The sequence below is a fragment of the Pseudomonas arsenicoxydans genome (genome assembly GCF_900103875.1).
GTDB lineage: Bacteria > Pseudomonadota > Gammaproteobacteria > Pseudomonadales > Pseudomonadaceae > Aquipseudomonas > Aquipseudomonas arsenicoxydans.
The window spans coordinates 498,846-514,111 of sequence record NZ_LT629705.1 but is presented as its reverse complement, the minus strand read 5'-3'; the positions used below and the strand labels follow the sequence as shown (position 1 = coordinate 514,111).

General features: G+C 59.6%; 12 protein-coding genes and 1 riboswitch. Of the genes, 10 read left to right on the top strand and 2 right to left on the bottom strand.

Translation table 11 applies throughout. The annotated features are described in order from the left end of the window. Positions 1-96: 96 nt before the first annotated feature. Positions 97-1,536, bottom strand: coding sequence for a TolC family outer membrane protein (locus BLQ41_RS02300; RefSeq protein WP_090176337.1), 1,440 nt, complete (start codon positions 1,534-1,536; stop codon positions 97-99). Between the two features lie 191 nt (positions 1,537-1,727). Beyond that, a riboswitch (TPP riboswitch) is annotated at positions 1,728-1,833 on the top strand. 163 nt (positions 1,834-1,996) lie between these two features. Between BLQ41_RS02300 and thiC the strand changes: the two genes are divergently transcribed. Continuing rightward, the gene (gene thiC / locus BLQ41_RS02295; RefSeq protein WP_090176334.1) at positions 1,997-3,886 is read left to right on the top strand and encodes a phosphomethylpyrimidine synthase ThiC; all 1,890 of its coding nucleotides are present in this window, start codon (positions 1,997-1,999) and stop codon (positions 3,884-3,886) included. A gap of 111 nt (positions 3,887-3,997) precedes the next feature. Beyond that, complete coding sequence (gene cytX / locus BLQ41_RS02290; protein WP_090176331.1) at positions 3,998-5,278, top strand: putative hydroxymethylpyrimidine transporter CytX; 1,281 nt, start codon at positions 3,998-4,000, stop codon at positions 5,276-5,278. Here the strand turns inward: cytX and BLQ41_RS02285 are convergent. Then, positions 5,247-5,990, bottom strand: a complete 744-nt coding sequence (locus tag BLQ41_RS02285) for an RsiV family protein (protein WP_090176329.1) — start codon at positions 5,988-5,990, stop codon at positions 5,247-5,249. The two genes, cytX and BLQ41_RS02285, sit on opposite strands and share 32 nt — an antisense overlap. Positions 5,991-6,218: 228 nt before the next feature. On the opposite strand from BLQ41_RS02285, the gene BLQ41_RS02280 reads away from it, so the two are divergent. From BLQ41_RS02280 to parC, 8 genes are all read left to right on the top strand, one after another. Then, positions 6,219-6,836: an NUDIX domain-containing protein gene (locus BLQ41_RS02280; protein WP_090176327.1), complete on the top strand. Its 618-nt coding sequence runs from the start codon at positions 6,219-6,221 to the stop codon at positions 6,834-6,836. Then, entirely contained in the window at positions 6,827-7,279 is a 453-nt protein-coding gene (locus BLQ41_RS02275; RefSeq protein WP_090176324.1) for a DUF1249 domain-containing protein, read from the top strand. The genes BLQ41_RS02280 and BLQ41_RS02275 overlap by 10 nt, the downstream gene beginning before the upstream one ends. Before the next feature lie 104 nt (positions 7,280-7,383). Next, entirely contained in the window at positions 7,384-8,199 is an 816-nt protein-coding gene (gene cpdA, locus BLQ41_RS02270; RefSeq protein WP_090176321.1) for a 3',5'-cyclic-AMP phosphodiesterase, read from the top strand. 592 nt (positions 8,200-8,791) lie between these two features. Beyond that, on the top strand, positions 8,792-9,400 hold the full coding sequence (locus BLQ41_RS02260) for a YqiA/YcfP family alpha/beta fold hydrolase (RefSeq protein WP_090176319.1): 609 nt from the start codon (positions 8,792-8,794) through the stop codon (positions 9,398-9,400). 54 nt (positions 9,401-9,454) lie between these two features. Continuing rightward, positions 9,455-11,359: a DNA topoisomerase IV subunit B gene (gene parE, locus BLQ41_RS02255; protein WP_090176316.1), complete on the top strand. Its 1,905-nt coding sequence runs from the start codon at positions 9,455-9,457 to the stop codon at positions 11,357-11,359. Then, entirely contained in the window at positions 11,359-12,348 is a 990-nt protein-coding gene (locus BLQ41_RS02250; RefSeq protein ID WP_090176314.1) for an esterase-like activity of phytase family protein, read from the top strand. Before parE ends, BLQ41_RS02250 begins: the two co-directional genes overlap by 1 nt. After that, the gene (locus tag BLQ41_RS02245; RefSeq protein ID WP_090176311.1) at positions 12,345-12,866 is read left to right on the top strand and encodes a retropepsin-like aspartic protease family protein; all 522 of its coding nucleotides are present in this window, start codon (positions 12,345-12,347) and stop codon (positions 12,864-12,866) included. The genes BLQ41_RS02250 and BLQ41_RS02245 overlap by 4 nt, the downstream gene beginning before the upstream one ends. 10 nt (positions 12,867-12,876) lie before the next feature. After that, positions 12,877-15,144: a DNA topoisomerase IV subunit A gene (gene parC, locus BLQ41_RS02240; RefSeq protein ID WP_090176309.1), complete on the top strand. Its 2,268-nt coding sequence runs from the start codon at positions 12,877-12,879 to the stop codon at positions 15,142-15,144. The last annotated feature ends 122 nt before the right edge of the window (positions 15,145-15,266 follow it).

Genomic DNA, 15,266 nt, shown 5'->3' with positions numbered 1-15,266 from the left:
AAGATCGCAGCCTCGTTTCACTCGACAGCTCCTACAGGATTGATGCAAATCCGGTGTAGGAGCTGTCGAGTAAAACGAGGCTGCGATCTTTTGCTTTTACTGCGTCGGATTAGCCTTCAATTGCGCCGCCGCAGCCTTGGCCAGGTCCGGCGGCAGGAAGTCTTTATCCGGGTTGTAGTCGGCCTTCAGATAACGCCCCAGGTCCTGCAAATCTCCCGGGTTCAACGTACCCGCCGCCTGCTTCAAGCGCAGGTTGTCGAGGATGTAGTCGTAACGGGTGTTGTTGTAATTGCGCACCGAGGTGTACAGCTGACGCTGCGCATCCAGCACGTCGACGATGTTTCGCGTACCCACCTGATAACCGATTTCGGTGGCTTCCACGGCACTCTGGTTGGAGATGATCGACTGCTTGCGCGCCGCCACTTGCTCAACGTCGGTGTTCACCGCGCGGTGCAGGTTGCGGGTGCTTTCAACGATTTGCCGACGCAGGGATTCGCGCTGCTGCTCGGTCTGATCCAGTTGCGCGTACGATTGGCGCACCTGGGAGCTGGTCAAGCCGCCGCTGTAGATCGGGATGTTCAGTTGCAGGCCCACCGTCGTTTGCGAGACGTTGCCACCGTAAGGTTGGGGGAAGGCGTTCGGGTTGCTGAAACCCAGGGCGTCGTTGTCACCTTTCTCGTATTTCGCCACGGCATCGAGGGTCGGCGCATGGCCGGCCTTGCGCTGCTTGAGGGTTTCTTCGGCCGCGCTGACGGCGTAGTTGCTGGCCAGCAGATTGAGGTTCTGCTTCGCCGCCGTATCGACCCAGGCCTTGGCGTCGTTTGGCGCGGGCGGCAGGATCGGCAACGTATGGGAAATACCCCAGATCGAGTTGTACTGACGGTTGGTCAGGGTGATCAGAGCTTCGAAAGCATCATCCACCTGACGCTGTGCGAGGATCCGGTTGGCGCGCGCGGTGTCGTAGCTCGCTTGCGATTGCAACACATCAGTCTTATCCGACAGGCCGACGTCAAAGCGTTCGTTGGACTGATCGAGCTGGCGTTTGAACGCGGCTTCCTCGGCCTTGGTCGAGGCCAGGTTGTCTTGGGTGCGCAAGACGTTGAAGTAACTGTTGGCGGTTTGCAGGATCAGGTTTTGCTCGGTCGCCGAGAGTTGCAGTGCAGCCTGTTCGTTGACGTCCTTGGCGGCCTGGAACTGGAACCAGCGATCGGCGCGGAACAGCGGTTGAGCCAACGTCGCCTGGTAGGAGTGGGCGTTGCGGTTGGCGGTCGCCGAAGGCTGATCGATGACAGTGCGCACGTTGGCCATTTCTGCGCCGCCCGAGATATTGGGCAGCAGCCCGGCGCGAGCCTGGGGCACCACTTCTTTCTGGGCGCCATATTGAGCAACGGCGGCGGCGAGGTCGGCGTTGTTGTCCTTCGCTTCCTGATACACGCTGACCAGATCGTTTTTGGTCGATAAGGGCGCTTCTGCTGCCCATGCCATTCCATTGGACGCACAAGACACGGCAAGGGCCAGTGAGAGTTTGCGCAGCATGAGGCCATCCCTAAAAATTACGCTGATAATTTGAGCGCCAAGGCTACGGCGCGGCCCACACAGCGTCAAGGCGCGGCATGGCTTGGCGAGTGTAGTGGTGGCCACGTTCGGCAACAATCCGTTAATTGCGCCATTCATCATGGTGTTTACCGCGGTGTTGGCGTTCTTTGCCACTTATGTCTAGACTGGCCGGGTTCTTGTCGGGGTGCCTTGCTATGAGGCTGAGATCGAATAATTTCGGATCCCGTTGAACCTGATCAGGTTAGCGCCTGCGTAGGGAACAAGATTTCTCGTCACCCGGCGAGTCCTCTTGTGCTTCGTCCGGGATGTTGTTCGACAATCGAACACCCCTCGAGCACTGAGCACAGCACAGCTGGTTTTCCCAGCGCACGTGCGTCCATTCGTTTACAGGTTCGCTCCGACAAAAATCCACTGCCTGGATGTGTTCGGAGAGCCCGTGATGACGATAAAACTAAAAGACCATACGAACCTGAGTGACTCGGCCCAAGTCGATCAACAGTCGGTTCAGCCGTTTACCCGCTCGCAAAAAATCTACGTTCAGGGCTCCCGTCCGGACATCCTCGTGCCGATGCGCGAAATCAGCCTCGATGTGACCCCGACCGACTTTGGCGGCGAGGTCAATGCGCCGGTAGTGGTGTACGACACCTCGGGCCCGTACACCGATCCCAACGTCATCATCGACGTGCGCAAAGGCCTGGGCGATGTGCGCTCGCCGTGGATCGAGTCCCGCGGCGACACCGAGCGTCTGCCCGGCCTGAGCTCCAACTTCGGCAAGGAACGCCTGGCCGATGCCGAACTGACCAAACTGCGTTTCGCCCACGTGAACAACCCGCGCCGCGCCAAGGCCGGGGCCAACGTCAGCCAGATGCACTACGCGCGCAAAGGCATCATCACCGCCGAGATGGAATACGTCGCCATCCGCGAAAACATGAAGCTGGAAGTCGCCCGCGCCGCCGGTCTGCTGGACCAGCAACACGCCGGCCACAGCTTCGGTGCCAGCGTGCCGAAAATCATCACCCCCGAATTCGTCCGCGACGAGATTGCCCGCGGTCGCGCGATCATTCCGGCCAACATCAACCACACCGAACTGGAACCGATGATCATCGGCCGTAACTTCCTGGTGAAGATCAACGGCAACATCGGCAACAGCGCCTTGGGCTCGTCCATCGAAGAAGAAGTGGCGAAACTGACCTGGGGCATTCGCTGGGGTTCGGACACGGTAATGGACCTGTCCACCGGCAAGCACATTCACGAAACCCGCGAGTGGATCATCCGTAACTCGCCAGTGCCAATCGGCACAGTGCCGATCTACCAGGCCCTGGAAAAAGTCGGCGGTGCGGCCGAAGACCTGACCTGGGAGCTGTTCCGCGACACCCTGATCGAACAGGCCGAGCAGGGCGTCGACTACTTCACCATCCACGCCGGCGTGCTGCTGCGCTACGTGCCGCTGACCGCCAAACGGGTGACCGGCATCGTTTCCCGTGGCGGTTCGATCATGGCCAAGTGGTGCCTGGCGCATCACAAGGAAAACTTCCTCTACACCCATTTCGAAGACATCTGCGAAATCATGAAGGCCTACGACGTCAGCTTCTCGCTGGGCGATGGCCTGCGTCCGGGCTCGATTGCCGACGCCAACGATGCTGCACAATTCGGTGAGCTGGAAACCCTCGGCGAGCTGACCAAGATCGCCTGGAAACACGACGTGCAGTGCATGATCGAAGGCCCGGGCCACGTGCCGATGCAGTTGATCAAAGAGAACATGGACAAGCAGCTCGAGTGCTGCGACGAGGCGCCGTTCTACACTCTCGGCCCGCTGACTACCGACATTGCGCCGGGTTACGACCACATCACGTCGGGCATTGGCGCGGCAATGATCGGCTGGTTCGGTTGCGCGATGCTCTGCTACGTCACGCCGAAGGAACACTTGGGCTTGCCGAACAAGGATGACGTGAAGACCGGGATCATCACCTACAAGATCGCCGCACATGCCGCCGATCTGGCCAAAGGGCATCCGGGCGCGCAGATCCGCGACAATGCCTTGAGCAAGGCGCGTTTCGAATTCCGTTGGGAAGACCAGTTCAACCTGGGCCTCGATCCGGACACTGCGCGCTCGTATCACGATGAAACCCTGCCGAAGGATTCGGCCAAGGTCGCGCACTTCTGCTCCATGTGCGGACCGAAATTCTGCTCGATGAAAATCACCCAGGAAGTCCGTGAATACGCGGCCAACCAGCGGATCGAAACCGTCGATGCCGAAGTCGCCCAGGGATTAGCGGATCAGGCAGAGCGGTTCAAGCAGGAAGGCAGTCAGCTGTACAAGAAAGTTTAAGCGGCAAGTTGCAAGCGGTAAGCTGCAAGTTAGAAGCAAAGGCTGGATCTGCTTTTTCTTGAGGCTTGCCGCTTGAAGCTTGTAACCCATGGTTCCCTTGAGATATCTGACTTGAACACCTACTCCCCTGACACAGCCGTACCCGCCGATAGGCGCGTGTTTGGCGGTCGCGATCTGTTTTCCCTGTGGTTCTCCCTCGGCATCGGTTTGATGGTGCTGCAAACCGGCGCTTTGCTCGCGCCAGGTCTGGGCCTGTCCGGCTCGTTGCTGGCGATCTTTCTCGGCACCTTGGTCGGCGTTCTGCTGCTGGCTGCCGTCGGCGTGATCGGCAGCGACACCGGCCTGTCGTCGATGGCTGCGCTCAAACTCAGCCTCGGCAAACGCGGCGCCAGCCTGCCGGCCGTGCTGAACCTGCTGCAACTGATCGGTTGGGGCTCGTTCGAAATCATCGTCATGCGCGACGCGGCCAGCCTGCTCGGCACGCGGGCCTTCAGCGAAGGCAGCCTGCTGTCGAATCCGCTGCTCTGGACCTTGTTCTTCGGCGCACTGGCGACCTTGCTGGCAGTCAGCGGGCCGTTGACCTTCGTGCGGCAGATTCTGCGCAAGTGGGGCATCTGGCTGTTGCTGGCGGCATGCATCTGGCTGACCTGGAACCTGTTCGCCAAAGCCGATCTGGCCGCCTTGTGGGCGCAGGCCGGTGACGGTTCGATGCCATTCGCCGTCGGCTTCGACATCGCGATCGCCATGCCGCTGTCGTGGCTGCCGCTGATTGCCGACTATTCACGTTTCGGCAAGCGTGCGAAAAACGTGTTTGGCGGCACGGCGCTGGGTTTCTTTATCGGTAACTTCTGGCTGATGAGCCTGGGCGTGGCGTACACCCTGGCGTTCGCGCCAAGCGGTGAAGTGAATGCCTTGTTGTTGGCACTGGCCGGCGCAGGTCTGGGGATTCCGCTGCTGCTGATTCTGCTGGATGAGTCGGAAAATGCCTTTGCCGATATTCACTCGGCGGCGGTGTCCAGCGGGATTCTATTGCGCTTGAAGGTCGAGCATCTGGCCCTGGCGATTGGCGTCATTTGCACTCTGATTGCGTGCCTGGCGCCGTTGGCCCAGTACCAGAACTTTTTGCTGTTGATCGGTTCGGTGTTTGCGCCGCTGTTCGGCGTGGTGCTGGTGGATCACTTCATCTTGCGCAAACGCAGTGCTCAGGTGGCATCAGCCGCGTTGCGCTGGCCGGCGTTGCTCGCCTGGTTGGGCGGGGTGAGCACTTATCACTTGCTGGCCAATCTGTATCCGGACATCGGCGCAACCCTGCCGTCGTTGATTCTGGCAGGGTTGCTTCAGCTCGTGCTGGGTCGGGCCTTCAGTTACGGCCGGGAAACAGCTCAGGCTTGAGAATGCCGTTCAGGCGCGGGTAAGGGATCTTCAGTTCGATGTGGCCCAGCGCGTAAGGCGCGATGGTGCTGACTTCGTACTTGAGGATCACCCCACCGTAGGTCAGCGCCACGTTCTGGGTTTTCTGGAAATGCCAGGTCTTAAGGAACTCCGGCTCCTGATCGAGTTTGGTGCTGATCAGCCAGCTGTTGTGCGCCACTTGCGCGGCTTTCCAGAACGCCTCTTCCTGTCCCGGCAGCAACATATCCGACAGTGTCAGCACTTTATTCTGCTGGCGCGAATAGTTGATGAAGCTGCGTCCAGGCGTGCCTTGCGCATTGCCGGTGTCCAGGTAACTGGAAAATTCGACAATCACCAAGCCGTCATGCTGCTCACGTACCTTGGCTTGCAAGTAGCTGCTGGAGTGCGGTGCTGCGGTGCGCAGGAACTGATCGCGATACGCGGCCAGGGTCGGCGCTGCCGGGGCGTCCGGGGTGCGGGTCAGTTGCAACAGGTTTTTTTCCACGATGCCGTCCAGTTGTGATTCGGCCGGGAAGTGCACGGTGTCGATGTTCACCAGCGGGCAATCAGGATTGGAGCAACCCGGCTTCAATGTTTCCGAGGCATCGCGGGTGGTCTGCAGCGGTGTCCGGTAATTGGGCTGGAACAAACTCTGGCAGGCACCCAGGGTCAGGGCGATTGCGGCCACGGAGGCGATTTTAAAAAACGACATGGGCGTCCTTCACAAAACAGGGAAAGGCGAAAAGTTATCCGCTTCGACTCTCAACGAAGCGGTCAGTTCGCCACTAAGCTAATTAGAGTTGGTTTCGCCCTCACCGTCTATCTCGCTGACTGGAAAGGGGCTGCATCAAACGGTGCGAGCGCGTTAGGATGGCGCGAAGTCGAGGTTGCAAGTAACACAAAGGAGCCTCGTAACGGATTGCAGTAATCGAGGATTGTCATGACTGATTTTGCCAACGCCATTCCGACCGCCGTAGATATCGTTCGGCGTGAAAAGTGCTACGAGGGTTTCTACAAACTCGATCGTGTGCACTTGCGCCACGAATTGTTTGCCGGGGGCATGAGTCGTGAGATCAATCGTGAAGTGTTTGTCCGCCATGATGCAGTGTGCGTGCTGCCTTACGATCCGCAGCGCGATGAAGTGGTGCTGATCGAGCAGTTTCGTGTAGGCGCCATGGGCAAGACCGACAATCCATGGCTGATCGAACTGGTCGCCGGTCTGATCGACAAGGATGAAGTGCCAGAAGAAGTTGCTCACCGCGAAGCGCAGGAGGAAGCTGGGCTTGTGTTCGGGGCGCTCTGGCCGATGATCAAATATTTTCCATCGCCGGGCGGCAGCAACGAGTTTGTGCATTTGTACCTGGGGCGTTGTGACAGCACCGGCGTCGGCGGCCTGTATGGGCTGGAGGAAGAAGCGGAAGATATCCGCGTCACGGTCTGGGCATTCGAAGATGCCTTGCAAGCCGTACGCGACGGAAGAATTGCCAACGCGCCTTGTATCATTGCTTTGCAATGGCTGGCTTTGAACCGCGTTGAAGTGAGGGGGCTATGGTCGTAAACAAGCTGCGCGATCGCTACCGGGTTGACCTTGTAGGGCTGCAAGCCTCTTGCGAGGCCAACTACGCGCGTCTGATGCGACTGCTGCCGGACATGCGCAACGAGCCGGCGGCGCGGCGCATTGCCGTGACTAACGGTGACCAGATGCTCGGCGTGCTGGCCCTCGAGGTGTTGCAAGTCTGTCCGTACACCACGACGTTGCAGGTCCGGCAGGAACATAGCCTGCCATGGCTGCCAGTGCCGCAACTGGAGGTCCAGGTCTATCACGACGCATGCATGGCTGAAGTGGTCAGCGCCGAACATGCGCGACGCTTTCGTGGCATCTATCCTTATCCGAATGCCTCGATGCATCAGCCAGACGAGAAGGCTCAACTGAATATGTTTTTGGGCGAATGGCTGAGCCATTGCCTGGCGTTGGGGCATGAGTACGAAGTCGTCCGTTAACGTGAGTTGTGAACTGCGTCCGGTTCACAGGTTTCCCCTTTTGATCGTCCCCCAGCATAATTGCGGCACTCATCCATCCCGTGATTCAGCCTTGGGAGAACGCCTTGCCGAGCGTATCCACATTGACCACCGCCGATTCGGCGTTATTGGTGCAACTCTCTGACAGTCATCTGTTTGCCGACGCGAACGGGACGCTGATGGGTATGAATACGCGTGACAGTCTGCAAAAAGTCATTGAGTTGGTGCGGCTTCAGCAGCCACGGATCGATCTGATCATTGCCAGTGGGGACTTGTCTCAGGACGGGACGCTGGAGTCCTACCAACTGTTTCGCGACCTGACGCGGCAGCTCGATGCGCCGGCGCGCTGGATTCCTGGCAATCATGATGAGCCGCGGATCATGGCCGAGGCGGCGGTGCAAAGCGCTTTGCTGGAGTCGGTGGTGGATGTCGGCAACTGGCGGGTCACTTTGCTGGATTCGGCGGTGCCGGGGTCGGTGCCGGGGTATTTGCAGGATGAGCAGTTGCAGTTGTTGGCCCGTTCATTGAGTGAGGCGCCGGAGCGGCATCATCTGGTGTGTTTTCATCATCATCCGGTGTCGATCGGCTGTGCCTGGATGGAACCGATCGGGTTGCGTAATCCTGAGGCGTTGTTTGCGGTGCTTGATCGTTTTCCGCAGGTGCGTGCGGTTTTGTGGGGGCATGTGCATCAGGAGGTCGATCTTGAGCGTAATGGTGTGCGGTTGATTGCTTCGCCTTCGACTTGTATTCAGTTTGAGCCGGGGAGTGATGATTTCAGTGTCAGTGAGCAGGCACCGGGGTATCGGTGGTTGCGGCTTTTGCCTGATGGGCGGGTTGAGACTGGCGTTGAGCGGGTTTCTGGGTTTGCCTTCCAGATTGATTACGGTTCTAACGGGTATTGACGGTTTTGGTCTTGGCGGCCTTTGGGCCGACCATGTTTTGGGTTGATTGGGTGTATATCCGTTGCTGCGGTAACGGCGGCTTAGGGTTTCGCCCTTACGGCGACTCCCTTTGGCAAACGCCCCAAAGGAAGCAAAGGTCTTTGCCCCGGCGTCCGGCCCCTCGCTAGGGCTCGGTGTTCCTTCGTTCCGGCATTCATCTGGGGGCATCGCCTCCGGTCTGCTTCGCGACGACCTCCTCTCGATGTGTGCGGCTTCGCCGCACGGCGCTACGCGCCTGCCCCCCAGATGAACGCCTCCACTCAGCCTTCCGAAGGGGCGGGTGGATCAAGATCAAGAGCTGCAGGCGAGCTACCGCTCGGCCTGTTGAGTGGTGAGAAGCGGGCGGTGTACCTCGGTTTTTACTGTGGGAGCTGGCTAGCCAGCGATGGCGGCGTGCCAGCCGACCAATATCTTGCTGATGTATAAAATTCAATTGTGGGAGCGGGCTTGCCCGCGATGACGTCGGCACCGGCGCTCCAATTTTTGCGGATGTCCCCGATTCTCCCGACACCCTGTAAACTGCGCCTCTTTACCCGACGCACAGGGAGCTCAAATGTCCGGTTCGATCCTTTATATCCACGGTTTCAACAGCGCGCCAGCCTCTAAAAAGGCCACTCAGTTGATGCAGGTGATGGATCGTCTGGGTCTGAGCGATCAGTTGCGTGTCCCGGCCTTGCATCACCATCCCCGTGAGGCCATCGGTCAGCTCGAGAGGGCGATTGAGGAGCTGGGGCGGCCGCTGCTGGTCGGCAGCTCACTCGGCGGCTACTATGCGACTCACTTGGCTGAACGCCATGGCCTGAAGGCTCTGTTGATCAACCCTGCCGTCAGTCCGCACCGGATGTTCGACGGGTACCTGGGGACGCAGAAAAACCTGTATACCGATGAAGCCTGGGAATTGACCCATGACCATGTAACGGCCCTGGCCGAGCTGGAAGTGCCGGCGCCCCAGGACCCGCAGCGGTTTCAGGTGTGGTTGCAGACTGGCGACGAAACGCTGGACTATCGCCTTGCCCAGCAGTATTACCGAGCCTGTGCCTTGCGCATTCAGGCGGGTGGCGATCACAGTTTTCAGGGTTTTGCCGCGCAGTTACCGGCAATGTTGAGTTTTGCCGGCATCGGCGCAGATTTGTATCAGGCGATTGATTTCACAGCACTGTGAGCCTTCACCTCTTTTTCCTTGAACATTTTTACAGAAGACGGACGACGAGACCCCATGGCCACTCCCAGCGCTAGCTCCTATAACGCAGACGCCATCGAAGTCCTCTCGGGCCTCGACCCGGTGCGCAAACGCCCCGGCATGTATACCGACACCAGTCGGCCGAACCACCTTGCCCAGGAAGTCATCGACAACAGCGTCGACGAAGCCTTGGCCGGGCATGCGACGTCGGTGCAGGTCATCCTGCATGCCGATCACTCTCTGGAAGTCAGCGATGACGGGCGTGGCATGCCGGTGGACATTCACCCGGAAGAGGGTGTGTCCGGCGTCGAGCTGATCCTCACCAAGCTTCATGCGGGCGGCAAGTTTTCCAACAAGAACTACCAGTTCTCCGGCGGTCTGCACGGGGTGGGTATTTCGGTGGTCAACGCCTTGTCGACCGAAGTCCGGGTGCGCGTAAAGCGTGACGGCAACGAATACCAGATGACCTTCGCCGACGGTTACAAGAAAACCGAGCTGGAAGTGATCGGCACCGTTGGCAAGCGCAACACCGGCACCAGCGTGTTCTTCGCGCCGGACCCGAAATACTTCGATTCGCCGAAATTCTCCATCAGCCGCCTCAAGCATGTACTCAAGGCCAAGGCCGTTCTGTGCCCTGGGCTGTTGGTCAGTTTTGAAGACAAGGCCACTGGCGAGAAAGTCGAATGGCATTACGAAGACGGCCTGCGTTCTTACCTCGTCGATGCCGTCAGCGAGTTCGAGCGTCTGCCGGACGAGCCGTTCTGTGGCAGCCTGGCCGGTAATAAAGAAGCGGTCGATTGGGCGCTGTTGTGGTTGCCGGAAGGTGGCGACAGCGTTCAGGAAAGCTACGTCAACCTGATCCCGACGGCGCAGGGCGGTACGCATGTCAATGGTTTGCGTCAGGGCTTGCTCGATGCCATGCGCGAGTTCTGCGAATTTCGCAGCCTGCTGCCGCGCGGCGTGAAGCTGGCGCCGGAAGATGTCTGGGAGCGCATCGCCTTCGTCCTGTCGATGAAGATGCAAGAGCCGCAATTCTCCGGCCAGACCAAAGAACGTCTGTCGTCCCGTGAAGCGGCGGCCTTCGTTTCCGGTGTGGTCAAGGATGCGTTCAGCCTGTGGCTCAACGCCAACCCGGAAACCGGCATGTTGCTGGCGGAACTGGCGATCAACAACGCCGGCCGTCGTCTGAAGGCCAGCAAAAAGGTTGAGCGTAAGCGCATCACGGCAGGTCCGGCACTGCCGGGCAAACTCGCCGACTGCGCCGGGCAGGACCCGATGCGCTCCGAGCTGTTCCTGGTGGAGGGTGACTCCGCCGGTGGTTCGGCCAAGCAGGCGCGCGACAAAGAGTTTCAAGCGATCCTGCCGTTGCGCGGCAAGATCCTCAACACCTGGGAAGTCGACGGCAGCGAAGTGCTGGCCAGCCAGGAAGTGCACAACATCGCCGTGGCCATCGGTGTCGATCCGGGCGCGGCGGACATGAGCCAGCTGCGCTACGGCAAGATCTGCATCCTCGCTGACGCCGACTCCGACGGCTTGCACATCGCCACTTTGCTCTGCGCCTTGTTCGTCCAGCATTTCCGCCCGTTGGTGGATGCCGGTCACGTCTACGTCGCGATGCCGCCGCTGTACCGCATCGACTTGGGCAAAGAGATTTACTACGCCCTGGACGAAGCCGAGCGCGATGGCATTCTCGATCGCCTGGTGGCCGAGAAGAAACGCGGCAAGCCGCAGGTCACCCGATTCAAAGGCCTGGGTGAAATGAACCCGCCGCAGCTGCGCGAAACCACCATGGACCCGAACACTCGGCGACTGGTGCAGCTGACGCTGGACGACTTTGACGCGACCTCGGAAATGATGGACATGCTGCTGGCGAAAAAACGCGCAGGCGATCGTAAATCCTGGTTGGAATCCAAAGGCAACCTGGCCGAGGTTCTTGGTTGATGCGGCTTGGCTTAGCCCTGGCGTGTGGGTTGCTGCTGTCCTCGTTGACGGTCTCTGCCGAACCAGCGCCGGAGCTGCGCGTGTTGTCCGAACATGCCGTCGATGGCATGCGCGGCGGCAATCTGTCGGGACTGGCCCAGTGCGGCAAGGACCTGTGGACGGTTTCCGATCGCGATGATGATCAGATTTACCGCCTCGACACGACGGCCAACACCTGGAAAGCCGAAACCGTGCATATCGACGTACCTCCCGTGCCGGACACCGGTTTGCCCTGGGGCTTGCGGGCGCGGACCTGGGCGGCCTCTTTCGTGCGCGGTGGGGACCTGGATTTCGAAGGCATCACCTGCGACAGCGCCGGCAATCGTTACATCGTCAGTGAAGGCCATGCGGCCGTCCTGCAAGTTCCGCCAATGGGGCCGGCAAACTGGCTGAAAATTTCGCCCATGATGGTTCGCGAAGCCCGGGCCAGCGGCATGCTGCTGCAATTCAATGCAATATTCGAAGGGCTGGCGATCAATCCGGCAGGCGACCAAATGTGGCTCGCCGCAGAGCGCCAAAGCCGTGGTTTGCTGCAGATCAAGCGCAAACAGACTGTCTGGGATTGCGACGGTCGTTGTGTGCTATTGAGCGAAGCAGGCATGGAAATGCAACCGCCGCAATTTCCCAAGGCCAAACCGGTCAACCGGGATTTTTCCGACCTGTCATTGTTCGAGGGCAAGCTGTTTACCCTTGAGCGCAACGCCTATCAGATCTGTCGTCGTGATCCGCAGACTGCCAAGGTCGAGCGCTGCTGGTCGTATGCAGCCGAGTTGTTGCAGGAAAACCGACGGTATTCGCAGAACTACGGTCTGGAAGAGGCATTGATCATCGACGCCGACGGTGCCTGGATTGGCGTCGACAACAACTTTGGCCCCCGCGCCGATGGCGAGGTCCGCCCGGTTGTCTGGCGCTTCGCGGCGCCTGAAGGTGGCTGGAGCGCCCAGCCTTGAGCCAACAGACGCCAGGAAAGCGTGCCGGTCGCGTTTTTATGGTGTTGGCTTGGTGCGCCGCTCTGTTTTTGGCGACGCGGTTTTTCGGGCAGTGGGAGGCGCGTCAGCAGAACCCCAATGTCGTCGTCACCTCGCAGCAGGGCGAAGGTTTTATCGAGGTGAAGCTCGCCAGTAACACACAAGGGCATTTCGTCGCCAGCGGCCAGATCAACGGCCAGGCGGTGAATTTCATGCTCGATACCGGGGCGACCGATGTGGCGATCCCGGCAGAAATGGCCGAGAGGCTGAAGCTGGAACAAGGCTTCGGGGTGACCCTGAGTACGGCCAACGGTCGCACAGAGGGGTATCGAACCCGCGTCGACCGACTGCAACTGGGCGATATTGTGTTGCGTGATGTGCGCGCCATCGTCGTGCCAGGCCTGGATGGCAATCAAGTGCTGCTCGGAATGAGCGCGCTGAACAAACTTGAATTTACCCAGCGCGGTGGCACCATGCTGCTGCGCCAGACAACGAACTGATGAGGCCCGCATGAGCGACTCCCTTGATCTCAGCCTGGACGGTGTAGAACGCCGGTCACTGGCTGACTTCACCGAAAATGCCTACCTCAACTACTCCATGTACGTGATCATGGACCGTGCCTTGCCGCATATCGGCGACGGCCTGAAACCGGTACAGCGACGCATCATCTACGCGATGAGCGAGTTGGGGCTGGACGCCGATTCCAAGCACAAGAAATCGGCGCGTACCGTCGGTGACGTGCTCGGTAAATTCCACCCGCACGGCGACTCGGCCTGCTACGAAGCCATGGTCCTGATGGCCCAGCCGTTCAGCTATCGCTACACGCTGGTCGACGGCCAGGGCAACTGGGGTGCGCCGGATGATCCCAAGTCCTTCGCAGCCATGCGTTACACCGAAGCGCGGCTGTCGCGTTATTCCGAAGTGCTGCTCAGCGAACTGGGCCAGGGCACCGCGGACTGGGGTCCGAACTTCGACGGCACACTCGACGAGCCACTGGTATTGCCGGCACGTTTGCCGAACATCCTGCTCAACGGCACCACCGGCATCGCCGTGGGCATGGCCACCGACGTGCCGCCGCATAACCTGCGCGAAGTCGCGACGGCGTGCGTGCGTTTGCTTGATGAACCTAAAGCCACCGTCGAACAGCTCTGCGAGCACATCCAGGGGCCGGATTACCCGACCGAAGCGGAAATCATCACGCCTCGCGCCGATCTGCTGAAAATGTACGAAACCGGCAAGGGCTCGGTGCGCATGCGCGCCGTTTATCACATCGAAGACGGCGACATCATCGTCACCGCGCTGCCGCATCAAGTTTCCGGCGCCAAGGTGCTGGAACAGATCGCGGCCATGATGCAGGCCAAGCCGTCCAAGGCCCCGCAGATCGCCGACCTGCGAGACGAGTCCGACCACGAGAACCCATGCCGGATCGTGATTATTCCGGGCGCGCGCAAGAACTTCGATCACGATGCATTGATGCAACACCTGTTCGCCAGCACCGAGCTGGAGTCGAGCTACCGGGTCAACATCAACATCATCGGCCTGGACGGCAAGCCGCAGTTGAAAAACCTGCGTGCGCTGCTGGTGGAATGGCTGGCGTTCCGCGTCCAGACCGTGCGCCGTCGCCTGCAATTCCGCCTGGACAAGGTCGAGCGTCGCCTGCACCTGTTGGACGGTTTGTTGATTGCCTACCTCAACCTGGATGAAGTGATCCACATCATCCGTACCGAGGAACACCCTAAAGCCGCGCTGATCGAGCGTTTCGCCCTGAGCGAAATCCAGGCCGACTACATTCTGGACACCCGTTTGCGTCAATTGGCGCGACTGGAAGAAATGAAGCTGCGTGCCGAGCAGGATGAATTGCTCAAAGAGCAGGCCAAGCTGCAAGCCCTGCTGAGCAGTGAAGCCAAGCTGAAAAAACTGGTACGCACCGAACTGATCAAGGACGCCGAAACCTATGGCGACGACCGTCGTTCGCCGATCGTCGAGCGCACCGAGGCCAAGGCCCTGACCGAGCACGATCTGCTGCCGAACGAGAAAGTGACCGTCGTGCTGTCGGAAAAAGGCTGGGTGCGCTCGGCCAAGGGCCATGAAATCGACGCCACCGGGCTTTCCTATAAGGCTGGCGATGGATTCAAGGCCCTGGCGCCGGGGCGCTCCAACCAGTTTGCGGTGTTTATCGACTCCACCGGTCGCAGCTATTCGGTGGCCGCACACACGTTGCCATCGGCCCGTGGCCAGGGCGAACCCCTGACCGGCCGTCTGACACCGCCGCCAGGGGCAAGCTTCGAATGCGTGCTGATGCCGGAAGACGATTCGCTGTACGTGATCGCCTCCGACGCCGGTTATGGTTTTGTGGTCAAAGGTGAAGACCTGCAAGCCAAGAACAAGGCCGGCAAGGCGCTGTTGAGCCTGCCGAACAACTCGAAGGTCATTCTTCCGCGCCCGGTAACGGATCGCGAGAACAATTGGCTGGCCTCGGTGACCACCGAAGGTCGCCTGCTGATCTTCAAAATCAGCGATCTGCCACAATTAGGTAAGGGCAAAGGCAACAAGATCATCGGAATCAACGGTGAGCGTGTGGCCAGTCGCGAAGAATATGTCACGGACATCGCCGTACTGCCGGAGGGCGCCACGCTGGTGTTGCAGGCCGGAAAACGTACCTTGTCACTGAAAGCAGACGACCTCGAACACTACAAAGGTGAGCGCGGCCGTCGAGGTAATAAACTGCCACGTGGCTTCCAGAGGGTAGATGCGCTGCTCGTCGAAAACCTCAATTAAGCGTCCTAGAGCGCTCGATCTACGATTTAACGCGTAGATCGACGCTTTGCCGCTGGAGTCGGAACGCATATTCACGGATGATATGGCCTTTCAAGCGCCGGCGTGGCCGAGCGTTCTTCATA